The sequence below is a fragment of the Streptomyces sp. NPDC030838 genome, assembly GCF_055572035.1.
Map to the genome: position 1 here is coordinate 121,635 of NZ_JBVIED010000014.1, position 24,068 is coordinate 145,702.

General features: G+C 70.5%; 22 protein-coding genes. 2 read left to right on the forward strand and 20 right to left on the reverse strand.

What is annotated here, in order from left to right; translation table 11 throughout:
- Window positions 1-216: 216 nt before the first annotated feature.
- The 19 genes from nusB to ACZ42A_RS30260 all read right to left on the reverse strand — a co-directional run bounded on the left by nusB (window position 217) and on the right by ACZ42A_RS30260 (window position 18,842).
- Window positions 217-651 carry a transcription antitermination factor NusB gene (nusB, locus tag ACZ42A_RS30170; RefSeq protein WP_468530449.1) on the reverse strand — a complete coding sequence of 145 codons (435 nt, stop codon included), beginning with the start codon at window positions 649-651 and terminating at the stop codon, window positions 217-219.
- 2 nt (window positions 652-653) lie between these two features.
- Window positions 654-1,220 carry an elongation factor P gene (efp, locus tag ACZ42A_RS30175; protein WP_468530450.1) on the reverse strand — a complete coding sequence of 189 codons (567 nt, stop codon included), beginning with the start codon at window positions 1,218-1,220 and terminating at the stop codon, window positions 654-656.
- A gap of 51 nt (window positions 1,221-1,271) precedes the next feature.
- The gene (locus ACZ42A_RS30180; protein WP_468530451.1) at window positions 1,272-2,378 is read right to left on the reverse strand and encodes an aminopeptidase P family protein; all 1,107 of its coding nucleotides are present in this window, start codon (window positions 2,376-2,378) and stop codon (window positions 1,272-1,274) included.
- 181 nt (window positions 2,379-2,559) lie between these two features.
- Entirely contained in the window at window positions 2,560-3,468 is a 909-nt protein-coding gene (locus ACZ42A_RS30185) for a Pro-rich N-terminal domain-containing protein (RefSeq protein WP_468530452.1), read from the reverse strand.
- Window positions 3,469-3,636: 168 nt separating this feature from the next.
- Entirely contained in the window at window positions 3,637-4,728 is a 1,092-nt protein-coding gene (gene aroB / locus ACZ42A_RS30190) for a 3-dehydroquinate synthase (RefSeq protein ID WP_468530453.1), read from the reverse strand.
- Window positions 4,725-5,243: a shikimate kinase gene (locus ACZ42A_RS30195; protein ID WP_468530454.1), complete on the reverse strand. Its 519-nt coding sequence runs from the start codon at window positions 5,241-5,243 to the stop codon at window positions 4,725-4,727. The genes aroB and ACZ42A_RS30195 overlap by 4 nt, the downstream gene beginning before the upstream one ends.
- Window positions 5,240-6,424, reverse strand: coding sequence for a chorismate synthase (gene aroC, locus ACZ42A_RS30200; RefSeq protein WP_468530455.1), 1,185 nt, complete (start codon window positions 6,422-6,424; stop codon window positions 5,240-5,242). Before aroC ends, ACZ42A_RS30195 begins: the two co-directional genes overlap by 4 nt.
- A gap of 184 nt (window positions 6,425-6,608) precedes the next feature.
- Window positions 6,609-6,860, reverse strand: a complete 252-nt coding sequence (locus tag ACZ42A_RS30205; RefSeq protein ID WP_468530456.1) for a hypothetical protein — start codon at window positions 6,858-6,860, stop codon at window positions 6,609-6,611.
- A 9-nt stretch (window positions 6,861-6,869) separates the two neighbouring features.
- Complete coding sequence (locus tag ACZ42A_RS30210) at window positions 6,870-7,697, reverse strand: shikimate dehydrogenase (protein ID WP_468530457.1); 828 nt, start codon at window positions 7,695-7,697, stop codon at window positions 6,870-6,872.
- The gene (gene mltG, locus ACZ42A_RS30215; RefSeq protein WP_468530458.1) at window positions 7,697-9,382 is read right to left on the reverse strand and encodes an endolytic transglycosylase MltG; all 1,686 of its coding nucleotides are present in this window, start codon (window positions 9,380-9,382) and stop codon (window positions 7,697-7,699) included. Before mltG ends, ACZ42A_RS30210 begins: the two co-directional genes overlap by 1 nt.
- Window positions 9,383-9,502: 120 nt before the next feature.
- Window positions 9,503-9,967 (reverse strand): Holliday junction resolvase RuvX, encoded by a 465-nt coding sequence (gene ruvX, locus ACZ42A_RS30220; RefSeq protein ID WP_468530459.1) that lies wholly within the window; start codon window positions 9,965-9,967, stop codon window positions 9,503-9,505.
- On the reverse strand, window positions 9,967-12,639 hold the full coding sequence (alaS, locus tag ACZ42A_RS30225) for an alanine--tRNA ligase (protein ID WP_468530460.1): 2,673 nt from the start codon (window positions 12,637-12,639) through the stop codon (window positions 9,967-9,969). The genes ruvX and alaS overlap by 1 nt, the downstream gene beginning before the upstream one ends.
- On the reverse strand, window positions 12,639-12,983 hold the full coding sequence (locus ACZ42A_RS30230; protein ID WP_468530461.1) for a hypothetical protein: 345 nt from the start codon (window positions 12,981-12,983) through the stop codon (window positions 12,639-12,641). The genes alaS and ACZ42A_RS30230 overlap by 1 nt, the downstream gene beginning before the upstream one ends.
- Before the next feature lie 8 nt (window positions 12,984-12,991).
- On the reverse strand, window positions 12,992-13,471 hold the full coding sequence (locus tag ACZ42A_RS30235; RefSeq protein ID WP_468530462.1) for a DUF948 domain-containing protein: 480 nt from the start codon (window positions 13,469-13,471) through the stop codon (window positions 12,992-12,994).
- A 184-nt stretch (window positions 13,472-13,655) separates the two neighbouring features.
- A complete protein-coding gene (rpsD, locus tag ACZ42A_RS30240; RefSeq protein WP_468530463.1) occupies window positions 13,656-14,270 on the reverse strand; it encodes a 30S ribosomal protein S4 in 615 nt (204 codons plus the stop codon).
- Between the two features lie 303 nt (window positions 14,271-14,573).
- Window positions 14,574-15,929, reverse strand: coding sequence for a replication-associated recombination protein A (locus ACZ42A_RS30245; RefSeq protein WP_468530464.1), 1,356 nt, complete (start codon window positions 15,927-15,929; stop codon window positions 14,574-14,576).
- A gap of 59 nt (window positions 15,930-15,988) precedes the next feature.
- On the reverse strand, window positions 15,989-16,663 hold the full coding sequence (locus tag ACZ42A_RS30250) for a vitamin K epoxide reductase family protein (RefSeq protein ID WP_468530465.1): 675 nt from the start codon (window positions 16,661-16,663) through the stop codon (window positions 15,989-15,991).
- A gap of 189 nt (window positions 16,664-16,852) precedes the next feature.
- Complete coding sequence (gene hisS / locus ACZ42A_RS30255) at window positions 16,853-18,115, reverse strand: histidine--tRNA ligase (RefSeq protein WP_468530466.1); 1,263 nt, start codon at window positions 18,113-18,115, stop codon at window positions 16,853-16,855.
- Window positions 18,116-18,128: 13 nt separating this feature from the next.
- Window positions 18,129-18,842, reverse strand: a complete 714-nt coding sequence (locus ACZ42A_RS30260; RefSeq protein ID WP_468530467.1) for an MBL fold metallo-hydrolase — start codon at window positions 18,840-18,842, stop codon at window positions 18,129-18,131.
- A 170-nt stretch (window positions 18,843-19,012) separates the two neighbouring features.
- Here ACZ42A_RS30260 and ACZ42A_RS30265 point away from each other — a divergent pair, with 170 nt between their 5' ends.
- Both ACZ42A_RS30265 and ACZ42A_RS30270 read left to right on the forward strand, forming a co-directional pair.
- A complete protein-coding gene (locus ACZ42A_RS30265) occupies window positions 19,013-19,819 on the forward strand; it encodes a peptidylprolyl isomerase (protein ID WP_468530468.1) in 807 nt (268 codons plus the stop codon).
- Between the two features lie 134 nt (window positions 19,820-19,953).
- The gene (locus ACZ42A_RS30270; protein WP_468530469.1) at window positions 19,954-21,183 is read left to right on the forward strand and encodes a DUF349 domain-containing protein; all 1,230 of its coding nucleotides are present in this window, start codon (window positions 19,954-19,956) and stop codon (window positions 21,181-21,183) included.
- A gap of 85 nt (window positions 21,184-21,268) precedes the next feature.
- On the opposite strand, the gene ACZ42A_RS30275 is transcribed toward ACZ42A_RS30270, so the two are convergent.
- Complete coding sequence (locus tag ACZ42A_RS30275) at window positions 21,269-23,842, reverse strand: RelA/SpoT family protein (RefSeq protein WP_468530470.1); 2,574 nt, start codon at window positions 23,840-23,842, stop codon at window positions 21,269-21,271.
- Between the last annotated feature and the right edge of the window lie 226 nt (window positions 23,843-24,068).

Sequence of the window (24,068 nt, forward strand, 5' to 3'; positions counted from 1 at the left end):
GACAAGAACACGCACCACGAGTGGCACACACGAGAGAAGATTGGATCTCCCCAACAGACAAGGAAAAAGGTTCCGTGGGGGGGGGGGGAAAGGGGGGTTCCCCCCCACCCCGGCGCCTTTCTGCGGGCCTCAGCGGCCCCAGAGGTCCCAAGGGTGCGGCTACGCCCGAGGGCCCGCAGCAGGTGTGCTGCGGGCCCTCGGGCGTCTTTGCGTCGCTCAGGCCTCGTTACGGCGCAGCGACGGCTTGAGCTCCTTCAGCCGGCCGAGCAGGCCGTTGACGAACGAGGGCGACTCGTCCGTGGAGAACTCCTTCGCCAGCTGCACCATCTCGTCGAGGACGACGGCGTCCGGGGTCTCGTCGACCCAGATCAGCTCGTACGCGCCGAGACGCAGGATGTTGCGGTCGACGACCGGCATCCGGTCGAGCGTCCAGCCGACGGAGTACTGCGAGATCAGCTCGTCGATCCGCTGCGCGTGCTCCGCGTAGCCCTCGACCAGCTGCATCGTGTACTCGCTCACCGGCGGCTGCCGGGTGTCGGCCCGGGAGAGCCGGATCCAGTCCGCGAGGACCGTCAGGACGTCGGCGCCGCGCTGGTCACCCTCGAAGAGGATCTGGAAGGCGCGCTTGCGGGCCGTGTTGCGGGCAGCCACGGTTAGCTGTTCACCCGGCCGAGGTAGTCGCTCGTGCGGGTGTCGACCTTGATCTTCTCACCGGTGGTGATGAAGAGCGGGACCTGGATCTGGTGGCCGGTCTCCAGGGTGGCGGGCTTGGTGCCACCGGTGGAGCGGTCGCCCTGGACGCCCGGCTCGGTCTCGGCGATGGTCAGCTCGACGGCGGCGGGCAGCTCGACGAAGAGGACCTCGCCCTCGTGCTGCGCGACGGTGGCGGTGAAGCCCTCGACGAGGAAGTTGGCGGCGTCGCCGACGGCCTTCTTGTCGATGTGCAGCTGGTCGTAGGTCTCCATGTCCATGAAGACGAAGTACTCGCCGTCCATGTAGGAGAACTGCATGTCACGCTTGTCGACGGTGGCCGTCTCGACCTTGACGCCGGCGTTGAAGGTCTTGTCGACGACCTTCCCGGAGAGCACGTTCTTGAGCTTGGTGCGCACGAAGGCCGGGCCCTTGCCGGGCTTGACGTGCTGGAACTCGACGACGGACCAGAGCTGGCCGCCTTCGAGCTTGAGCACCATGCCGTTCTTGAGGTCGTTCGTGGAAGCCACGGTTGCGGAATCTCCTGGACTGACGTGGACGACCCCGGGGCACGCACCTGCCTATAGTGCGAGCAGCTCCTTGGTCGTAATGGTGAGTAGCTCGGGTCCGCCGTCCGCCTCGGGGCGGACGACGAGCGTGTCATCGATCCGGACGCCGCCCCGGCCCGGGAGGTGGACCCCCGGTTCGACGGTGACCGGCACGCAAGCGTCCAGTTTACCCATGGCCGTGGGAGCCAACTGCGGGTCCTCGTCGATTTCGAGTCCGACACCGTGCCCGATCAGCGGAGGCAGCGCTTCCCCGTGGCCCGCGGAGTCCAGCACCTGGCGTGCCGCACGGTCCACATCGCGGTAGGCGGCGCCGGGCGCCAGGGACTCCCGTCCGGCGCGCTGAGCGGCGAAGACCAGGTCGTACAGCTCGATCTGCCAGTCGGCGGGCGAGGTCCCGATGACGAAGGTACGGCCGATCTCGCACCGGTAGCCGCGGTAGGTGGCGCCCAGGCAGACGGAGAGGAAGTCCCCCTCCTCGACCCGCCGGTCCGTGGGCCGGTGCCCGCGGCGCCCGGAGTTCGGGCCGGTGCCGACGGAGGTGGGGAAGGCGGGGCCGTCGGCGCCGTGATCGACGAGGCGCCGTTCGAGTTCGAGGGCGAGGTGGCGTTCGGTGCGGCCGACGAGGATGGATTCGAGGAGCTCACCCAGGGCCTGGTCGGCGATCTCCGCGCCGATCCGCAGGCAGGAGATCTCCTCCTCGTCCTTCACCACCCTCAGCTGCTCCACCGCGCCGCCCAGGTCGGCCAGTCGCAGCCGGGGCGCGACCGATCCGATGGCCCGGTGCCGGGCGACGGTGAGGTGGTGTTCCTCCACGGCGAGGGAGTCGGCGCCCTGGCCCGCGGCGAGGTCGGCGGCGGCGACGGCCGGGTCACCGCCCGGGCCGGGCAGGGTGTGCACCCGCAGTGCCTCGTCCGGGCGCCCCTCGGTGGGGCGGTCGTCGGGCGGGCCTGCGCACACCAGCAGGTCTTCGCGCTTGCCCAGCAGCAGTGCGGCACCGTGGGGTGCCGCGCCCGCGAGGTAGCGCACGTTGGCGGGACGGGAGACAAGCGCTGCCGCTGTGCCTGCCGCGGTACAGCGTTCCCGTACTCGCATACGGCGGGTCGCGTACACCTCTGACATGAGATGAGCGTAGGAGTTATGAGCGAATTGTGCTGGTTGGGGTGGTGCCGTTCGGGCTAGTGCCGTGGTGCGAATGGTTCGCATGCCGGGTGCGGGGCGGTGGGGGTTGATCGCGCCCACGCGGCGCAGCCGCGTATCGATGCGGCCCCCCGCCCCTTCAGGTCCCGTCACACCCCCGAGTTCACCACTTCGGCGGGCTTGCGATCGCCCTCGCCAGGACCTCGTCCAGGACCCGGGCCGTGCCGGGGACGTCGAGCTGGGAGTTGTCGATGATCGGCAGGCCCGAGCCGTACCAGCCGGCCATGCGGCCGTGGATGCGGGCGACCTCCTCGTCGGTGAGGCGGCGGTTGCCGGTGCGTTCCGCGTTGCGCTCCAGGACGATGTCGAGGCCCGGGAGGAGGACGACGGGGAGCAGTCCGGGGCCGACGTGCCGCTTCCAGCCGCCGAGGCCGACCACCGGCCGGTCGGGGAAGACGGCGTCGTCGAGGATGCAGGAGATCCCGTTGGCCAGGAAGTTCCGCGCGGCGAAGCCGCAGGTGCGGCGGGCCAGGCGGTACTGCGCCTCCGAGTTGTCGTTCCACCCGGACTGCGGGTCGGCGAAGCCGGAGCGGACCCATTCGCGTACGTCGTCCAGGCTGATGTGGGCAGTCGGCACCCGGCGGTGGTCCGCCCAGTACTTGGCGACGCTGGTCTTGCCCGCGCCGGCCGGGCCGATCAGCAGCACGGCGAGGGTGGTGGTGGCCGGGTCGGGCACGGGAGCGGCCGGCGGGATGCCGGGGGCCGCCACCGGGCCGCCGGGAGGCAGCGGAACATGGCCGGTGGTGTCCGGTACGCGCGGCGGCACGGTGGGATGGGGGGCCTGCGGCGCTCCGGTGAAGCCCGGCGCCGGGGGCGGCGGGGGCACGGGAGCGGATCCCTGTGGCACCGGGGCGGGACCGTGGTGCGGGGCGGGGCCCTGCTGTGGGGCCGATCCCTGGTGCGGCCCCGGGTGGTGCGGACCCGGGTGTTGTGCGGCCGGCGACCAACCGGCGGCCGGACCGTGCCCCGGCTGGTGGGGCGGCGGCAGCGGAGACCCCACTGCGTGCTGCATCCGGTGCCACTCCGTCTCGTCTTTCAAGGCTATCGGCGCTGGCAGCGGGCGCGAGGCCCGCTCCCTACCGAACGGTACCGCCCCCGGCCACCGTTTGGTGAACGGCCGGGGGCGGCCCGAAGTGCCCGGTGCGGCAAGGCGAATCGGACGGAAGGGGCCCGGGGGGTGTTACTGGGCCACCTCGCCGTAGGCGGCGAGCAGAATGGCCGGGTCGGGGCCCTCCAGGACGGTGGGCTTGGCGAGCCCGTCGAGGACGATGAAGCGCAGCAGGTCGCCGCGGGACTTCTTGTCGACCTTCATCGTCTGGAGCAACTTGGGCCACTGGTCGTAGCGGTAGGTGAGCGGCAGACCCACCGACTCCAGGATGGTGCGGTGGCGGTCGGCCGTGGCGTCGTCCAACCGGCCCGCCAGACGGCCCAGTTCGGCGGCGAAGTGCATACCGACGGCCACGGCGGCACCGTGCCGCCACTTGTACCGCTCGTTCTTCTCGATCGCGTGGCCCAGCGTGTGGCCGTAGTTCAGGATCTCCCGCAGACCGGTCTCCTTCAGATCCGAGGAGACGACTTCGGCTTTGACACGGATGGAGCGTTCGATCAGCTCGGCGGTGTGCGGACCGGCCGGGGTGCGCGCCGCCTCCGGGTCGGCCTCGATCAGGTCCAGAATCACCGGGTCGGCGATGAACCCGGCCTTGATCACCTCCGCGAGCCCCGAGACGTAGTCGTGCACCGGGAGGGAGTCCAGCGCGGCCAGGTCGCACAGGACGCCGGCCGGGGGGTGGAAGGAGCCGACGAGGTTCTTGCCCTCGGCGGTGTTGATGCCGGTCTTGCCGCCCACCGCCGCGTCGACCATCGCCAGCACGGTGGTCGGGATGGCGATCCAGCGCACCCCGCGCAGCCAGGTCGCGGCCACGAACCCGGCCAGGTCGGTGGTGGAACCACCGCCCACGCCGACGATCACATCGGTGCGGGTGAACCCGGACTGGCCCAGCGCCTTCCAGCAGTAGGCGGCGACCTCCGCGGTCTTGGCCTCCTCCGCGTTCGGCACCTGGATCGCCACCGCCTCGAAGCCCTGCCCGGCCAGATCGGCGCGCAGCGCCTCCCCCGTCTCGGCCAGCGCCTCAGGGTGGATCACGGCCACCCGGGTCACGTCGTCGCCGATCAGACCGCCCAGCTCGCCGAGCAGCTGCCGGCCCACCAGGACCTCGTACGGCGCGCTGCCCGCCGTGCCGCCGACCTGGATCCGCGTCACAGACTCGCTCATGCTTCCTTCAACTCCAGTGCGTCCAGCACCGCCTGGGCGACCTCGTCCGGCGTGCGGGCGTCGGTGGCCACGACCGCGCGGGCCACCTCCTCGTACAGATGCCGGCGCGCCTCCATCAGCTCCCGCCACTGCTTGCGCGGATTGACCGCCAGCAGCGGCCGGGCCGCGTTCAGACCGGTGCGCCGGGCCGCCTCCTCGACGTCCATCGACAGGTACACCACCCGCTGCCCGGCGAGCAGCGCGCGCGTGTCCGGGTCGAGGATCGCCCCGCCGCCCAGCGCCAGGACGCCGTCGTGCTCGGCGAGCGCCTGGTGCACCGCCCGCTTCTCGATCGCGCGGAAGACCGGCTCGCCCTCGTCGACGAAGATGTCCGCGATGGCCCGCCCCTGCTCGGCGACGATGTCGTCGTCGGTGTCCCGGTAGCCGACCCCGAGCCGCTCGGCGAGCAGCTGCCCGACGGTGGACTTGCCCACCCCCATCGGGCCGACCAGGACGACGACAGGACCGGTGCTCATCGGATGTGCAGGTTGTCGAGGTACGACTGGACGTTGCGGCGGGTCTCGGCCACCGAGTCGCCGCCGAACTTCTCCGCCACCGCGTCGGCGAGGACCAGGGCGACCATCGCCTCGGCCACGATGCCGGCGGCCGGCACCGCGGAGACGTCGGAACGCTGGTGGTGGGCCTGGGCGGCCTCACCGGTGGTGACGTCCACGGTCTGCAGAGCGCGCGGCACGGTCGCGATCGGCTTCATCGCCGCCCGCACCCGCAGCAGCTCACCCGTCGTCAGACCGCCCTCGGTGCCGCCGGATCGGCCGGAGACACGCCGGATGCCCTCCGGGGTGTTGACGATCTCGTCGTGCGCCTTGGAGCCGGGCACCCGGGCCAGCTCGAAGCCGTCGCCGATCTCGACGCCCTTGATCGCCTGAATGCCCATCAGGGCACCGGCGAGCCGGGCGTCCAGCTTGCGGTCCCAGTGCACGTGCGAGCCCAGGCCCACCGGCACGCCGTACGCCAGCACCTCGACCACACCGCCGAGGGTGTCACCGTCCTTGTGGGCCTGGTCGACCTCCGCGACCATCGCCTTCGAGGTGTCGGCGTCCAGACAGCGCAGCGGGTCGGCGTCCAGCTTCTCGACGTCGGCTGGTGTGGGGTACACGCCCTGCGGGGCCTTCACCGAGCACAGCTCGACGACGTGCGAGACGATCTCGATCCCGGCCGTCTCCTTCAAGTACGACCGCGCGACCGCGCCCAGCGCCACCCGCGCCGCCGTCTCCCGCGCCGACGCACGCTCCAGAATCGGCCGCGCCTCGTCGAAGCCGTACTTCTGCATCCCGGCGAGGTCGGCGTGGCCGGGGCGCGGCCGGGTCAGCGGCGCGTTGCGCGCCAGGCCCGCCAGCACCTCCGGATCCACCGGATCGGCGGCCATGACCTGCTCCCACTTCGGCCACTCGGTGTTCCCCACCATGATCGCGACCGGGGAACCCAGCGTGAGACCGTGCCGGACACCGCCCAGGAACGTGACCTCGTCCCGCTCGAACTTCATCCGCGCACCGCGCCCATAGCCGAGCCGCCGCCGCGCCAAGTGATCCGCCACCATCTCGGTGGTGATCGGCACGCCGGCGGGAAGGCCCTCCAGCGTCGCGACGAGTGCGGGACCGTGGGACTCCCCCGCGGTCAGCCAGCGCAACCTGCTCAACGGTGCTCCTCAGTGCTCGCGCCCTGGTACTGCCCTGCCGACGCGTGTCCTCGCGTACGGCGGTGGCGCGACCGGGGTGCGCGGCCCTGGCCGGCCACCTCCGATCCTCCCACGTCCGGGAGGTTGTCCCATCCGCCGGTCCACCAGGCGGACGGGACAGCGTCAGGAGGGAGCCGCGGATCCGTTACGCGGGGCTGTCCTCGCGCCTCTGCGAGGGCGCGTGGGAGCCGAGGAAGTCGGCGCCGCTGCGCTGGTACGGCGGCCGCGCCGCCGCCCGGCGCCGGGCGATCCTGCGCCGCAGTCCGATCCCCCACAGGAGGACGGCGATCGCGACGATCACCCCGAGGACGGTGAGCTGTACCCACTCGGGCAGGAACCCCAGCAGGGACTCGAAGATCTGCGCCTTCCAGGACGCCGCCAGAGGTATGCCTCCCACGGACCGCGCCTAGCGTTCCGCGAGGGCGCGCTCGCCCGCCCGGCGCATGGCGGCGAGCGGGGCCGGCGACCGGCCGGTCATCTGCTCCACCTGGAGCACCGCCTGGTGCACCAGGAGGTCGAGGCCGCTGACGACGGCGCCGCCGTACGCGGACCAGCGGGCCGCGAGGGTGGTCGGCCAGGGGTCGTAGAGCACGTCGAAGAGGGCGGCCGGCCGCTCCGGGATGGCGGCGGCCAGCGCGTCGGTGGCGCCCGCCGGGGTGGTCGCGACGACGAGCGGCGCGCGCAGTGCCTGCTCGGCGTCGGCCCAGTCCGCGATGCGGACCTGGACGTCCAGCCGCTCGGCCCACTGCCGCATCTCGGCGGCCCGGGCCTCGCTGCGGACGTAGACGGCGATCTCGCCGGTGCAGATCCGGGCCAGTGCGGCGAGGGCGGAGGAGGCGGTGGCGCCGGCGCCCAGGACCGCCGCGCCGTCGACCTTCTCGATGCCGTGCTCGGCCAGCGCCGCGACCATGCCGGGGATGTCGGTGTTGTCGCCGGTCCGCCGGCCGTCCGGGTGGAAGACGACGGTGTTGACGGCGTCCACGGACGACGCGGTCGCGCTGATCTCGTCGAGCAGCGGGATGACCGCCCGCTTCAGCGGCATGGTGACCGACAGGCCCGCCCACTCCGGGCCCAGTCCCTCGAGGAAGCGCGGCAGCGCCTCCTCGTCGACGTCGAAGCGGTCGTACGTCCAGCCGGTCAGACCCAGCTCCGCGTAGGCGGCGCGGTGCAGCACCGGGGAGAGGGAGTGGGCGATCGGCGAGCCGAGCACGGCGGCCCGGCGGGATGGTGCCATCAGTTGTTCCTCGAAGCGTTCCACTCGTCGACCAGCCGCTGGTGCTCTTCGTTGGTCCTGGTGAACTTGCTGGTCTTGCCGTCCATCGAGATGAAGTAGTACCAGCCGTCGTCGGTCGGGTCGAGCGCGCCCTCGAGCGCCTCCGTGCCCGGGTTGCCGATCGGTCCCGGCGGCAGGCCCTTGTAGTAGTACGTGTTGTACGGGTTGTCGTAGTTGCGGAGCTCCGCCAGCGTCAGGTCGATCTTGCTCTGGTTCTTGATGTAGTTGTACGTGGAGTCGAACTCCAGCATGCCGTTCGTCTGGGTGTTGCCGGGCTCGAGCCGGTTGTAGACGACCTCGGCCATCTTGCGGAAGTCGTCGTGGCTGGTGCCCTCGGCCTGGACGAGGCTGGCGACGGTGATCAGCTGCCAGGGGTTCTCCAGGCCCAGGCTCTCGGCCTGCTTCTCGACGCCCAGTTCCTCGTAGGTGTCGGTGGCCCGCTGCACCATCTGCTGGAGGACGTCCTCGGGCTTCTGGCCCTTGCCGACCGGGTAGCTGGAGGGGAAGAGGAAGCCTTCCAGCGGGTCCTTGACGTCCTCGTGGTTCATCGCCCAGTCGGGCAGGCCGAGCTTCTTCCAGTCCTGCTTGGCGACCCGGGCGGTGGTGCCCTTGTCGACCTCCAGGCGCTGGTCGATCATCTTGTAGATGTCGGCGTTGCGTTTGCCCTCGGCGATGATCAGGTTGTTCTTGCTCTCCGGGCTGAGCATCAGCTCGACCGCGCTCGCGGCCGACATCTCCTTCTCCAGGGTGTACACGCCGTCCTGGATGCTCTTGCCCTCGGGGTTGCTGTTCTGGGCGGCCACGAAGGCGTCGACGCTCTTGACGACGCCGGCCTCCTTCAGGATGTTGCCCATCTGGGAGCCGCTCGCGCCGGGGGGAATGGTGACGGAGATCTGCTCGCCGTTGCCGTCGCCCGCGAAGTCCGGCGCCGCGCCGAAACGATCCTGGTAGAACTGCAGGCCGAAGTAGCCGACGCCGGCCAGACCGCCGCCGAAGACCAGGACGACCACCAGGCAGGCGATGCCGTTGCGGCTCTTCTTGTTCTTGCCGCCGCGGCCCCGGCGGTCAACCCGGCCGCGCCGACCGCCCGGCTGCTCGTCGTCGCCGTCGCCCGCGAAGAAGGCGGCCTCCCCCTGGTCGGGGCCCGGGTCCCAGTCGGTCTGCGGCTCGGGGTCACCGCTGCGGCGCGCCGGGGGCTCCGGCGGAGGATAGGCGTCCGGGGTGCCGTAGAAGTCGGGCTGTTCGCCGCCGTAGGCCGCCGTCTGCTGGGCGTACGGGTCCGCGGGATCGGCGGGGTACGGGATGTGCGGCTGCTCGCCGGTGCCCCAGCCGCCGTTGTCGTACTGCCCGGTGTCGTACTGCCCGCCGCCGTGCTGGTCGTACTGCGGCCGGCCGTCGCCGGGGTATCCCTGCGCGCCGTAGTCCTGGTACTGCTGCTGCGCCTGACCGTACGCGGCCTGCTGACCGCCGTCGCCCCAGTCGCCGTACTGCGGCTGCTGCGGCTGCTCCGGATAGTGCTGCGGCTGGCCGCCGTAGGACGACTGCCCGCCCTGGTGGGCCTGCTGTCCTCCCCATCCGCCGTCCCCGTACAACGGGTCCTCCGGATGCCACGGTTCGGAGCCTTGGCCCCGGCCATACTCAGTCATCGATCCCCTAGAGCCGCGAGGCGGCGGTCGCGGCCCTCCGGGCACGTTTCCGTCCCGCCTCTTGCTGTGCGGCGGCTGTTCGAATGCCGCCGCATCGCGCGGAACGTTACCGTATCGCGATCAGATGACCACTTCGACGCCCTCGCCGGGGGCCCTACCTGACACCCGTTCGGATTCCAGCGCCTGTTGGAGGATGATCACTGCGGCCGCCTGGTCGATGACGGACCGGCCCTTCTTGGACTTCACACCCGAGGCGCGCAGTCCCTGGCTCGCCGTCACCGTCGTCATGCGTTCGTCGACGAGTCTCACCGGAACCGGGGCGATCATGCGGGCCAGTTCCTGGGCGAAACCGCGGACCTTGGCCGCGGCCGGGCCCTCGCCCCCCTTCAGGGAGCGCGGGAGCCCGACGACGACCTCGATCGGCTCGTACTCCTCGACCAGCTGCTTCAGCCGCCGCTGGGCCGCCGGGATGTCCCGGCCGGGGACCGTCTCCACCGGGGTGGCGAGGATCCCGTCGGGGTCGCACGAGGCGACCCCGATGCGGGCGTCCCCGACGTCGATGGCGAGCCGGCGTCCTCGGCGCATTACTTGGCCGTCTCCGCGACCAGGCGCTCGACGGCGTCCACGGCGTCACCGATGGCGGCCGGGTTCTGGCCGCCGCCCTGGGCGACGTCCGGCTTGCCGCCACCGCCGCCGCCGAGCGTCTTGGCGGCCGTACGGACCAGCTCGCCGGCCTTGAGGCCGCGCTCGCGGGCGGCCTCGTTGGTGGCGATGACCGTCAGCGGCTTACCGTTGACCGTGGTGAACAGGGCGACCACGGCGGCCCGGCCGCCCTGGATGCGGCCGCGCACGTCGAGGACCAGCTTGCGCAGGTCGTCGGCGGTGGTGCCGTCCGGAACCTGGCCGGTGACCAGGGCCACGCCGCGCACGTCCTTGGCGGACTCGGCGAGACCGGCGGCGGCCTGGAGCACCTTCTCGGCGCGGAACTTCTCGATCTCCTTCTCGGCGTCCTTCAGCTTGCCGAGCATGGCGGAGACCTTCTCCGGCAGCTCCTCCGGACGGCCCTTGAGCAGTTCGGTGAGCTGGTTGACGACCGTGTGCTCACGGGCGAGGAAGTTGTAGGCGTCCACGCCGACCAGGGCCTCGATACGGCGCACACCGGAGCCGATGGAGGACTCGCCGAGCAGCTTCACCAGACCCAGCTGGGCGGTGTTGTGCACGTGCGTGCCACCGCACAGCTCCTTGGAGAAGTCGCCGATGGTGACGACGCGCACCCGCTCGCCGTACTTCTCGCCGAACTCGGCGATGGCGCCCTGCTTCCTGGCCTCGTCGATACCCATGACCTCGGCATGCACCGAGAGGTCGCGGGCCAGCACCTCGTTGATCTTCTGCTCGACGTCGGTCATCACGGCCGTCGGAACGGCGGACGGGGAGCCGAAGTCGAAGCGGAAGCGGCCCGGCTGGTTCTCCGAACCGGCCTGGGCGGCCGTCGGGCCGAGAGCGTCGCGCAGGGCCTGGTGGGTGAGGTGGGTGGCCGAGTGGGCACGGGCGATGGCCGTACGGCGCTTGGCGTCGATCGAGGCGTGGGCCTTGGCGCCGACGGTGACCTCGCCGACCTGGACGACGCCCTTGTGGACGTAGACGCCCGGGACCGGCTTCTGGCAGTCGCGGACCTCGATGACGGCACCGGTGTCGACCTTGATCTTGCCGGTGTCGCCGATCTGGCCGCCGCCCTCGGCGTAGAACGGGGTGCGGTCGAGGACGATCTCGACCTCGTCGCCCTCGGTGGCGGCGGGCGACGACACACCGTCGACGAGGATGCCGACGACCGTGGTCTCGCCCTCGGTGTCGGTGTAGCCGATGAAGTCGGTGGCCCCGCCCCGGTCGGCGATCTCGCGGTAGGCGCCGAGGTCGGCGTGGCCGGTCTTCTTGGCCTGGGCATCGGCCTTGGCGCGCTCCCGCTGCTCCTTCATCAGGCGGCGGAAGCCGTCCTCGTCCACGGAGAGGCCCTGCTCGGCGGCCATCTCCAGGGTGAGGTCGATCGGGAAGCCCCAGGTGTCGTGGAGCAGGAAGGCCTTGTCGCCGGGGAGGACCGTGCCGCCGGCGGCCTTGGTCTCGCTGACGGCCGTGTCGAGGATGTTGGTGCCGGCCTTCAGCGTCTTGAGGAAGGCGTTCTCCTCGGCGAGGGCGACCTTCTCGATCCGCTCGCGGTCGGTGATCAGCTCGGGGTACTGCTGGCCCATCATGCCGATCACGACGTCGATCAGGTCCTTGACGACCGGACCGGTGGCGCCGAGCAGGCGCATGTTGCGGATGGCCCGGCGCATGATGCGGCGCAGCACGTAACCGCGGCCCTCGTTGCCCGGGGTGACGCCGTCGCCGATGAGCATCGTGGCGGTGCGCATGTGATCGGTGACCACGCGCAGGGAGACGTCCGAGTCGTGGGCGTCGCCGTAGCGGACGCCGGTCAGCTCGGTGGCCTTGTCGATGACGGCCATCGAGGTGTCGATCTCGTACATGTTCTGCACGCCCTGCAGAATCATGGCGAGACGCTCCAGGCCGAGGCCGGTGTCGATGTTCTTGCTCGGCAGGTCGCCGAGGATCTCGAAGTTGTCCTTGCCGGTGCCCTCGCCCCGCTCGTACTGCATGAAGACGAGGTTCCAGATCTCCACGTACCGCTCGTCGTTGACGGCGGGGCCGCCCTCGACGCCGAACTCCGGGCCGCGGTCGTAGTTGATCTCGGAACAGGGGCCGCACGGACCCGGGACACCCATGGACCAGAAGTTGTCCTTCATGCCCAGGCGCTGGATGCGCTCCTTGGGCACGCCGACGACCTCGTGCCAGATCTGCTCGGCCTCGTCGTCGTCCTGGTAGACGGTGATCCACAGGCGCTCGGGGTCGAGGCCGTAACCGCCCTTGTCCTGAGGGCTGGTGAGCAGCTCCCAGGCGAGCTTGATGGCGCCTTCCTTGAAGTAGTCGCCGAAGGAGAAGTTGCCGCACATCTGGAAGAACGTGCCGTGCCGCGTGGTCTTGCCGACCTCTTCGATGTCGGGCGTGCGCACGCACTTCTGCACGCTGGTGGCGCGCGGGAAGGGCGGCTTGACCTCACCCAGGAAGTAGGGCTTGAAGGGCACCATGCCGGCCGGGACGAGGAGCAGAGTCGGGTCGTCCGCGATGAGCGACGCCGAAGGGACGACGGTGTGCCCGCGCTCCTCGAAGAAGCTCAGCCAGCGACGGCGGATCTCAGCCGACTCCATCAGTGGTCCTCATTCCGGTTGTACGAGTACGTCGTGGTCTCGATGTACTGGGGGTTGTTGCGGTTCTCGATGGCGACGAGGCGCCGGGGCGGGGCGAGTTCGGGGTCCGCGTTGATGCCGAGCGCGTCCTCCAGCTCGGCCTCCCGCTGGGCCATGTTGTCGCGCACGTCGAGGGCGAAGCCCACCGCGCGATCCTTGAGCTTGTGCCCCGCTTCGATCGCCTTGTTCGCCGCGGTCGCGGCCAGGCTCTCGGGGGTCAGCTGCTTCAGCTTGCGGTTGACCTTGGTGGTGGCCCACACACCGGCGGCGACACCTGTGGTGAACCAGAACGTACGGCGGAACATCGCTCGGTTCAGTCCTTCTTTCCGCGGAGGTTCCGCTTCGCCCGCCGCGAGGCCGGGACGGTGCGGCCCACGATCACGGTACGCCGGGGCGCTCGCTCGGGCACGTCTTCCTTGCGGCCGCTCAGCGCCCGGCGCACGCCGTAGCCGAAGGCCGCGACCTTGACCAGCGGGCCGCCGAAGGTGGAGGCGACGGTGGTCGAGAGCGCGGAGGCGTTGGACGTGACCTCCTGGACGTCGGAGGCGATCGCGTCGACCCGGTCGATCTGGGTCTGCGCGGAGCGCACCGCCGCGGAGGCGTCGGCCAGCAGCGGGACGGCCTGGTCGGTCACGTCCGCCACGAGCTTGGTGGTCGCCTTGAGCGTCTGGGCCAACCTCGCGAGAGCCACCGCGAGGAAGGAGACCAGGATCGCCCAGAAGACGGCCACCAGGATCCCGGCCACCTCTCCACCGGACACCTTGTGCACCCGCTCCCTGAAACGCCTGAACATCGAAAAAGTCGTGCACCGAGCCTATCGCGCCGGGGCTGCCGCTCCGTACCGGATTACGGCCCGCGCGCAGCGGGAGTTGCGTCCGGCGGCGGAGGTGGGGCCCCGGACATGCGGAAGCCCGCCGTCTCGCCCACCCGGAAGGGCGGGGAGACGACGGGCTGACGCGAAAGGTGCTACACCCGGATCAACGGGCGTAGTACTCGACGACGAGCTGCTCGTCGCAGATCACCGGGATCTCCTTGCGGTTCGGCTCGCGGTCCAGGCGGAACGCCAGGGCCTTGAGGTTCACCTGCAGGTAGCGCGGGGTCTCACCGTCGGGGGCGAAGCCACCCTCGCGGGCGACCTGGAACAGCGGCTTCTCGCGGCTGCGCTCGCGGACCATCACGACGTCGTCGGGACGGACGCGGAACGAGGGCTTGTCGACCTTCTGGCCGTTGACCTCGATGTGGCCGTGAACGACCATCTGACGGGCCTGGTAGATGGTGCGGGCGATGCCCGAACGCAGGACCAGGGCGTCGAGACGGCGCTCGAGCTCGATGATCAGGGCCTCACCGGTCTTGCCCTGAACCTTGGAGGCACGCTCGTAGGCGCGGACGAGCTGACGCTCGGACACGTCGTACTGCGCACGCAGACGCTGCTTCTCCAGCAGACGGACCTTGTAGTCCGAGTTCTGCTTGCGGCCACGGCCGTGCTCACCCGGCGGGTAGGGACGGGCCTCGAAGTACTTGACGGCCTTCGGGGTCAGCGCGATGCCGAGGGCACGCGACTTCTTGACCTTGGGGCGGGACTGGTTCGCCACTTGTCTCTCATTTCCTGGTTTCGGCTTGTCAGAGTTTTGGGAGGTCGCATCCGCAGCCGGGGAAACCCGCCGGGTCCGCGTGGGACCTGCCGGGCAGCCGCTCCCCTGGTCTGGGCACATACGTGCAGCACGCGAGTGGCCCACCGACCGTTCCCGGGGCTTTCCGGATGGTGGTGGGCTGCCCGCGACACCTTCGACGGTGCGCGACGCTCCTGGAGCCGATCCCAGGAGGATCGGGGCTCCGGCTGACTGTCCCGTTCTGACTGCACGGGACGCAGCGCTTCAGGTGAGTCTACAGGGTGCTCAGGACCGTCTGCGACCGAGGTGCTTCCTGGTCCACTCCACCGCGTCCGCGTACCGCGCCTCCGCGCCGTGCCGGCTCGGGGTGTAGTACTCGCGGTCCTTCAGGGCGTCCGGGGCGTACTGCTGGGCGGCGATGCCCTCGGGCAGGTCGTGCGGATAGACGTACCCCTGTCCGTGGCCGAGCTTGGACGCGCCCTTGTAGTGGGAGTCGCGCAGGTGCGCGGGCACCGGTCCGGCCATGCCCTTGCGTACGTCCTCCAGGGCGGCGCCGATCGCGGTGGTCGCGGAGTTGGACTTGGGGGCCAGGGCGAGGGCGATGGTGGCGTGGCTGAGGGTGAGGGCGGCCTCCGGGAAGCCGATCATGGCGACGGCCTGGGCGGCGGCGACCGCGATGGGCAGCGCGTTGGGGTCCGCCAGGCCGATGTCCTCGCTGGCGGAGATCATCAGGCGGCGGGCGATGAAGCGGGGGTCCTCGCCGGCCTCGATCATGCGGGCCAGGTAGTGCAGGGCGGCGTCGACGTCGGAGCCGCGGATGGACTTGATGAGGGCGCTGGCGACGTCGTAGTGCTGGTCGCCGTCGCGGTCGTACTTCACCGCCGCGCGGTCGACGGTCTCCTCCAGGGTCTGCAGGCCGATCTCCGTCTCGCCCTTGTCGAGGGCGGCTCCGGCGGCGGCCTCCAGGGCGGTCAGCGCGCGGCGGGCGTCGCCGCCGGCGATGCGCAGCAGATGGGCCTCGGTGTCCTCGGGGAGCGTGACCGCGTCCTTGAGGCCGCGTTCGTCGCTCAGCGCCCGCCGCAGAAGCCCGCGGATGTCGTCGTCCGTGAGCGGCTCGAGGGTCAGCAGGAGGGAGCGGGACAGCAGCGGGGAGATCACCGAGAAGTACGGGTTCTCCGTCGTCGCCGCGATCAGCGTCACCCAGCGGTTCTCGACGGCCGGGAGGAGCGAGTCCTGCTGGGCCTTGCTGAAGCGGTGGATCTCGTCGAGGAAGAGGACGGTCTCCTTGCCGTACCCGCCGGTGGCGCGGCGGGCGCCGTCGATGACCGCGCGGACCTCCTTGACGCCGGCGGTGATCGCGGACAGCTCCACGAAGCGCTTGTTGGTGGCCTTGGAGACCACGTACGCCAACGTCGTCTTGCCGGTGCCGGGCGGGCCCCACAGGATCACCGAGGACGGTCCGGCCGGTCCCCCGGAGCCCTCGCCGACCAGCCGGCGCAGCGGCGAGCCGGGTTTCAGCAGATGCTGCTGGCCCACCACCTCGTCGAGGGTGCGCGGGCGCATCCGCACGGCCAGGGGGCTGCCGGTCGGGTCCTTCTCCTGGCGTTCTTCTGCGGCGGCGGTGAACAGGTCGGGCTCCACGCTGGAAACCCTAAATCACCGCACTGACAATGCCCTCGGGCCCCGGCGACGGTCCCGGCTCAGGCCCAGAGCTGGCTGCCCCAGCGGGTCAGGATCAGCATGACGATGATGCCGATGTGGGTGACCGGCAGTACCCAGGTGAACTCGGCGAGGAACCGCTTGAGCCCGGCGGGGGCCGGCAGGAAGTCGTTGCGGACGTTGAACGAGGTCACGTACCAGAACATGACGATCGTGGCGACCCAGGCCAGCGAGCACCACAGGCACAGCGCGTTGATCTCGTACAGCGACTGGACCATGAGCCAGGTGCAGAAGGCGACGCCGAAGAGGGTGCCGGCGTTGAAGGTGAGCCAGTACCAGCGCGGGAAGCGGGCGCGGGCCAGCAGGCTCATGCCGACGCAGATCACGATGCCGTAGGTGACCAGGCCCAGCATCGGGTTGGGGAAGCCGAAGACGGACGCCTGCTCGCTCTCCATGACGTTGCCGCAGGAGATGATCGGGTTGAGGCTGCAACTCGGCGTGAAGGTCTCGCCCCGGGCCTTGGCCTCGAGGATCTTGAACTTGTCGAGCGTGATGACCCAGGCGGCGAGCAGCCCCGCCGCGCCGGTGATCACCAGCAGCAGGGCGAGGGCCCGGCTGCCGCCGACCGTGCGCGGCTCGGCGGCGGCGCGCTGCGGCCGCGGCTGCGGCTCGGGCTCGGGCTCGGTGGAGACGTCCTGGACTGTCGTCTTGCTCATCACGCCGATTCCGTCACTTGAGGGGGCTGACCTGCTTCCGGCTCCGGACATTGTGCCGCAAGCGGCTGTGTGTCCACCGTTCGCTGCGCATAAGGACATACGGCCGAGCCGTGCCCACCGTTCGGATCCGGACAACGACGAGGGCGCCGGGAGTCGGCCTTCGACTCCCGGCGCCCCTACGGCACTTCGTCAGCCCAGACGGGCTTCCAGCTCGGCCACGATCTCGTTCACGCCGACCGCCTCCTGCTCGCCGGACTCCATGTCCTTGAGCTGGACGACGCCGTCGGCGAGGTCGCGCTCGCCGGCCACGATCGTGTAGCGGGCGCCGCTGCGGTTGGCGTTCTTCATGGCGCCCTTGAGGCCCTTGCCGCCGTACGAGAAGTCCGCCGCGATCCCCGCCTTGCGGAGTTCGGTGACCTTGGCGAAGAGGACCCGGCGGGCCTCCTCGCCGAGCGGAACCGCGAACACGCTGGTGGCAGCGGGGAGTTCGAGCTCGATGCCCTCCGCCTCCAGGGCCAGGACGGTGCGGTCGACGCCGAGGGCCCAGCCGACGGACGGCAGCGCGGGGCCGCCGATCATCTCGGACAGGCCGTCGTAGCGCCCGCCGCCGCCCACCGCGGACTGGGAGCCCAGACCGTCGTGGACGAACTCGAAGGTCGTCCGGGTGTAGTAGTCCAGGCCGCGGACCAGCTTGGGGTCGTCCTCGAAGGAGACGCCCGCCGCCGTGATCAGCTCGCGGACCTCCTCGTGGTACGCCTTGCAGGCGTCGCAGAGGTAGTCCCGCAGGAGCGGTGCGCCCGTCAGCTGCTTCTGGACCGACTCGCGCTTGTCGTCCAGGACCCGCAGCGGGTTGATGTCGACGCGGCGGCGCGTGTCCTCGTCGAGGTCCAGGCCCCGGAGGAAGTCCTGCAGCGCGGCCCGGTACACCGGACGGCACTCCTTGTCGCCCAGGCTGTTGAGCAGGATGCGGAAGTTGCGCAGCCCGAGCGAGCGGTAGGCCTGGTCGGCCAGGATGATCAGCTCGGCGTCCAGCGCCGGGTCCTCGGCGCCGATCGCCTCGGCGCCGACCTGGGAGAAGTGCCTGTACCGGCCCTTCTGGGGGCGCTCGTAGCGGTAGTACGAGCCCGAGTACCAGAGCTTGACCGGGAGGTTGCCCGCCTTGTGCAGGTTGGCCTCCAGGGCGGCGCGCAGCACGGAAGCCGTGCCCTCGGGGCGCAGCGCCAGCTTGTCGCCGCCCTTGGTCTCGAAGGCGTACATCTCCTTGGTGACGATGTCCGTCGACTCGCCGACACCGCGCGCGAACAGCTCGACGCTCTCGAAGCCGGGCGTCTCGATGTAGCCGTAGCCGGAGTTGCGCAGCGGGGCGGCGATGGCCTCGCGGACCGCCAGGTACTTCGCGGAGTCCGGCGGGATCAGGTCGTACGTGCCCTTGGGGGCCTTGAAGGTGCTCACGGAAGTCTCTCGATCACATTCCTCGTCGGGGAGCGCTCTCGGGGTGCGCTCCCTGGCCGGCGGCCACCTGCCGGAGATACGGGTTGGTGGCGCGCTCGTGGCCGATGGTCGTCTGGGGGCCGTGGCCGGACAGCACCACGGTCGAGTCGTCGAGCGGCAGGCACACGCGGGCCAGCGAGTCGAGCATCTCGGCCATGTCACCGCCGGGCAGGTCGGTGCGTCCGATGGAGCCGGCGAACAGCAGGTCGCCCGAGAACAGGATCGGCGGGATGTCCGCCGCCTCGGGCAGGCCGAAGGTCACCGACCCCTTGGTATGGCCGGGCGCGTGCGCGACCGTCAGCTCCAGACCGGCCAGCTCCAGCTTGGCGCCGTCGGTCAGCGTGCGGACGTCGTCCGGCTCCCCCACGGTCAGCTCGCCCAGCAGCTGTGTGCCGATGGACCGGCCGAGGGCCTTCTCGGGGTCGCTCATCATGTACCGGTCGTCGGGGTGGATCCAGGCCGGTACGTCGTGCGCGCCGCACACCGGGACGACCGAGGCCACGTGGTCGAGGTGGCCGTGGGTGAGGACGACGGCGACGGGCTTGAGCCGATGCTTCTTCAGCGCCTCTTCGACTCCTGGGGCCGCTTCGTGGCCCGGGTCGATGATCACGCACTCCTCACCGGCGGCGGGGGCGACGAGATAACAGTTCGTCCCCCAGGCCCCGGCGGGGAACCCGGCAATGAGCACGATCGTCCTTCGTTGTGTCGATACGGGCGGCTAGAGCTTCCGTCAGAGCCTACCGGCGCTGCCGTTTCCTCAGCGAACCCATATACGGTACGGGGCACACGCAGGCGGTCGGCTCACCAGACGCACGCGTACCACCCATCGACGTACGAGACGTATGAGGAGTAAACCCGGTGGTCAGCCAGGAGCAGCGGCGGCGTCAGCTCGCCCGGGAGAAGTTCTTGCGGCAGCAGCAGCGGCGCACCGAAGCACGCCGCAAGGCGCGCACGCGCAACGCGGTGATCGCATCGGCGCTCGGCGTCATCCTGGTCGGCAGCCTCGCGCTGTACACGACCGGGGCCCTCAAGGACGACGGCAAGGAGAACGCGGGCGCGGAGGTCACCCCGAGCGCCAGCGCGCCGCAGGACCCGTGCGACAAGCCGGCCAAGGGCGAGGCCGAGTCGATGAGCTGGAAGAAGGAGCCGGCGATGACCATCGACAAGTCGGCCAAGTACACGATGAAGCTCGAGACGACCTGCGGTGACATAGACATCGCGATGAAGGCGTCGGCGGCCCCGCACACCGTGAACTCGTTCGGCTTCCTCGCCGGGAAGGGCTACTTCGATCACACGAAGTGCCACCGCCTGACCACCAACGGCATCTACGTGCTCCAGTGCGGCGACCCCACGGCCAGCGGCAGCGGCGGTCCGGGGTACCAGATGAAGGACGAGAACCTGAAGGACAAGAGCCTGAAGGGCGGCGTCTACCCGGCGGGCACGGTGGCGATGGCCAACTCCGGGCCGAACACCAACGGCAGCCAGTTCTTCCTGGTCTACCAGGACAGTCAGCTGCCGCCGAACTACACACCGTTCGGTACCGTTTCCGCATCGGGCATGACGGTCCTGAAGAAGATCGCAGCCGCGGGCGAGAACACCGGCGCCGGCGACGGCGCGCCGAACGCGACGGTCGTGATCGACAAGGCGACTGTCACGAAATCCTGACCGCCAACTGCGAATTTCGGTCGCGCGGGATGCGGACAGGCAACCCGCCGGTCGCCTATGTTGGCCGTGACGAAACTGTGGACGATGCCCGGGGGAGCTGAGGCCCCCCGCAGGCATCATGTGGAGGAGGCGCTGTGAGCAGCGACCCGTGGGGCCGCGTCGACGAGACGGGGACCGTGTACGTGCGAACGGCCGACGGCGAGAAGGTCGTCGGTTCCTGGCAGGCCGGCTCCCCTGAGGAGGCGCTGGCCTACTTCGAGCGCAAGTACGAGGGCCTGGTTGTCGAGATCGGCCTCCTCGAGAAGCGAGTGCAGACCACCGACCTGTCGGCCAAGGACGCCCAGGCCGCCATCGACCATCTGCGCGAGCAGGTCGACGCGCACCACGCCGTGGGTGACCTGGACGCCCTGCGGGCCCGGCTGGACAAGCTGGTGCAGACCGTCGAGGCGCGCCGCGAGCAGCGCAAGGCGCAGCGCGCGCGGCAGACCGACGAGGCCCGGCACGCCAAGGAGGCGCTGGTCGAGGAGGCCGAGCAGCTGGCCCAGTCCGACCAGTGGCGGGCGGCCGGCGAGCGGCTGCGGGCGCTGGTGGACACCTGGAAGGGTCTGCCGCGGCTGGACCGCAAGTCGGACGACGAGCTGTGGCACCGCTTCTCGCACGCCCGGTCGGCGTTCTCCAAGCGTCGCAAGGCACACTTCGCGCAGCTGGACGCGCAGCGCGAGGAGGCCCGCAAGACCAAGGAGCGGCTGGTCGCCGAGGCCGAGGCGCTGTCGAACTCCACCGACTGGGGTCCGACGGCCGCTCGCTACCGCGAGCTGATGGCCGAGTGGAAGGCCGCGGGCCGCGCCCAGCGTGAGCACGAGGACGACCTGTGGAACCGCTTCCGCGGCGCCCAGGACGTGTTCTTCGCCGCCCGTAGCTCGGTCTTCGCCGAGCGCGACGCCGAGCAGGCCGAGAACCTGAAGCTGAAGGAGGAGCTGGCCGAGGAGGCCGAGAAGATCCTCCCGGTGACAGACCTCAAGGCCGCGCGGGCCGCGTTCCGCACGATCAACGAGCGGTGGGAGGCCATCGGCCATGTGCCGCGCGACGCCCGGCCCAAGGTCGAGGGGCGGATGCACGCGGTCGAGCGGGCCATCCAGGAGGCCGAGGAGGCCGAGTGGCGCCGGACGAACCCGGAGGCACGCGCGCGTGCCGAGGGTCTGACCGGCCAGCTCCAGGCCGCCGTGGACAAGCTCAAGGGCCAGATCGAGCAGGCCCGCGCCCAGGGCAACAACGCCAAGGCCGAGAAGCTCGAGCGCGAGCTGGAGGGCCGCCAGGCGCTGCTGGACCAGGCGCTGAAGGGGCTGCAGGAGTTCGGCGGCTGACACCCCGAGGTCATACGAAAGGGGCTCCCCTCCGGCGCGGAGGGGAGCCCCTTTCCGGGTGCGGCGCCACGAATTCCGTACGGCTCTACGACCGGCTGCGCGCCGACGTCACCCGGTACACGTCGTACACGCCCTCGACGCCCCGGACCGCCTTCAGCACATGGCCGAGATGTTTCGGGTCGCCCATCTCGAAGGTGAAGCGGGAGGTGGCGACGCGGTCGCGGGAGGTCTGGACGGCCGCGGAGAGGATGTTGACGTGCTGGTCGGACAGGACACGGGTGACGTCCGACAGCAGCCGGGAGCGGTCCAGCGCCTCGACCTGGATGGCGACCAGGAAGACCGAGGACTGGGTGGGCGCCCACTCGACGTCCAGGATCCGCTCGGGTTCGCGGGACAGTGACTCCACGTTCACACAGTCGCTGCGGTGAACCGATACACCGCTACCACGTGTGACGAAGCCGATGATCGGGTCGCCGGGCACCGGCGTACAACAGCGGGCCAGCTTGACCCACACGTCGTCGACGCCCTTGACGACCACGCCCGGATCGGCGCTGGTACGGCGTTTGCGGCCGCGTCCGCGCGACGGCGGCACGCTCTCGTCGATCTCCTCGGTGGCCGCCTCCTCGCCGCCGAAGGCCTGGACGAGCTTCTGCACGACGTTCTGCGCGGAGACATGGCCCTCGCCGATCGCCGCGTACAGCGCGGAGATGTCCGGGTAGCGCATCTCGTGCGCGAGGGTGACCAGGGAGTCGCCGGTGAGGATGCGCTGGATCGGCAGGTTCTGCTTGCGCATCGCGCGGACGATGGCGTCCTTGCCCTGCTCGATCGCCTCGTCGCGGCGTTCCTTGGAGAACCACGCCCGGATCTTGTTGCGGGCGCGCGGCGACTTCACGAAGCCGAGCCAGTCGCGGGACGGGCCCGCGCCGGGCGCCTTCGAGGTGAAGACCTCCACCAGGTCGCCGTTGTCCAGCGTGGACTCCAGCGGTACGAGACGGCCGTTGACCCGCGCTCCTATGGTGCGGTGGCCGACCTCGGTGTGGACGGCGTACGCGAAGTCCACGGGGGTGGCCCCGGCGGGGAGCGCTATGACGTCGCCCTTGGGGGTGAAGACGAAGACCTCGTTGCGGGACAGGTCGAAGCGCAGGGACTCCAGGAACTCGCTGGGGTCCTCGGTCTCCTTCTGCCAGTCGAGGAGCTGCCGCAGCCACGCCATGTCGTTGATGGCGTCCTTGTCCTTGCCGGACGCCTTCGGCACGTCGGTGCGCACCTTGGAGGCGCCGGCCACCGCGTCCTGCTTGTACTTCCAGTGGGCGGCGATGCCGTACTCGGCGCGGCGGTGCATGTCGAAGGTGCGGATCTGCAGCTCGACGGGCTTGCCGTTGGGGCCGATGACCGTCGTGTGCAGCGACTGGTACATGTTGAACTTCGGCATCGCGATGTAGTCCTTGAACCGGCCGGGGACCGGGTTCCATCGCGCGTGCACCGTGCCGAGGGCCGCGTAGCAGTCGCGGACGGTGTCCACGAGGACGCGGATGCCCACCAGGTCGTAGATCTCCGCGAAGTCGCGGCCGCGGACGATCATCTTCTGGTAGACGCTGTAGTAGTGCTTCGGGCGGCCGGTGACCGTCGCCTTGATCCGGGCGGCGCGCAGGTCCTGCTGGACCTCGTCGGTCACTATGGCCAGGTACTCGTCGCGCTTGGGGGCGCGCTCGGCGACCAGGCGGACGATCTCGTCGTACATCTTGGGGTAGAGGATCGCGAAGGCGAGGTCCTCCAGCTCCCACTTGATGGTGTTCATGCCCAGGCGGTGGGCGAGCGGCGCGTAGATCTCCAGGGTCTCGCGCGCCTTCTTCTCCTGCTTCTCGCGCTTGAGATACCGCATGGTGCGCATGTTGTGCAGGCGGTCGGCGAGCTTGATGACCAGGACGCGCGGGTCCTTGGCCATGGCGACGACCATCTTGCGCACGGTCTCGGCCTGGGCGGCCTCGCCGAACTTGACCTTGTCCAGCTTGGTGACGCCGTCGACGAGCAGCGCGACCACGTCGCCGAAGTCGCGGCGCAGGTCCTCCAGGCCGTACTCGGTGTCCTCGACGGTGTCGTGCAGCAGGCCCGCCATCAGGGTGGCCGGATCCATGCCCAGCTCGGCGAGGATGGTGGTGACGGCGAGCGGGTGCGTGATGTACGGGTCGCCGCTCTTGCGCTTCTGGCCGCGGTGCCAGCGCTCGGCGACCTGGTAGGCACGCTCGATCTGGCGGAGCGTGGCCGTCTCGATCTTGGGGTCGTTGCTCCGGACTATCCGGAGCAGCGGCTCGAGCACCGGGTTGTACGGGTTGGCGCGCTGTACGCCGAGGCGGGCCAGGCGGGCGCGGACGCGGTTGGAGGAGCCGGTGCGCGCGGGCTGGGGCGGGGCGGCCGGGCGGATCGGGGGCGTGGGCGCGATGGGAGTCCCGCCTGGACCGGAGCTTGTCGAAGGCCCTTGGGGGAGCTCGGGAGGGGCCGGCTTGGGGCGTGCCTGCTCGCCGGCCTTGGCGCCGGGTGCGGACTGGCCGTGCTGTTCCGTCCCGCGGGCTTCGTTCTTAGCGTGCGGCGCGGGCGTGGCCGCGGAGTCCGAGGCGCGCTCGGGCTTGCGGGCGGTCAGGTGCTGGGCCTCGTCTGGCAAGAGGGCTCCTCGTGCGCGATCCGGGTCCCCCGGTCAGGCTCCGGAAACCCCATCGTAGCGAGCCTGGGCTCCGGGATCGCCTTCAGGCCGATGTGAAGGCGGTCTACCGGGGAAACACATGAGGCGGGCGCCGGATTCCTCCGGGCCCGCCTCAGCGGTGTCATACGGCCGTCCGCACGGTGTCGTACGGCGGTCCGCGCGGCGTCCTACGGCTGTCCGGGCGGCG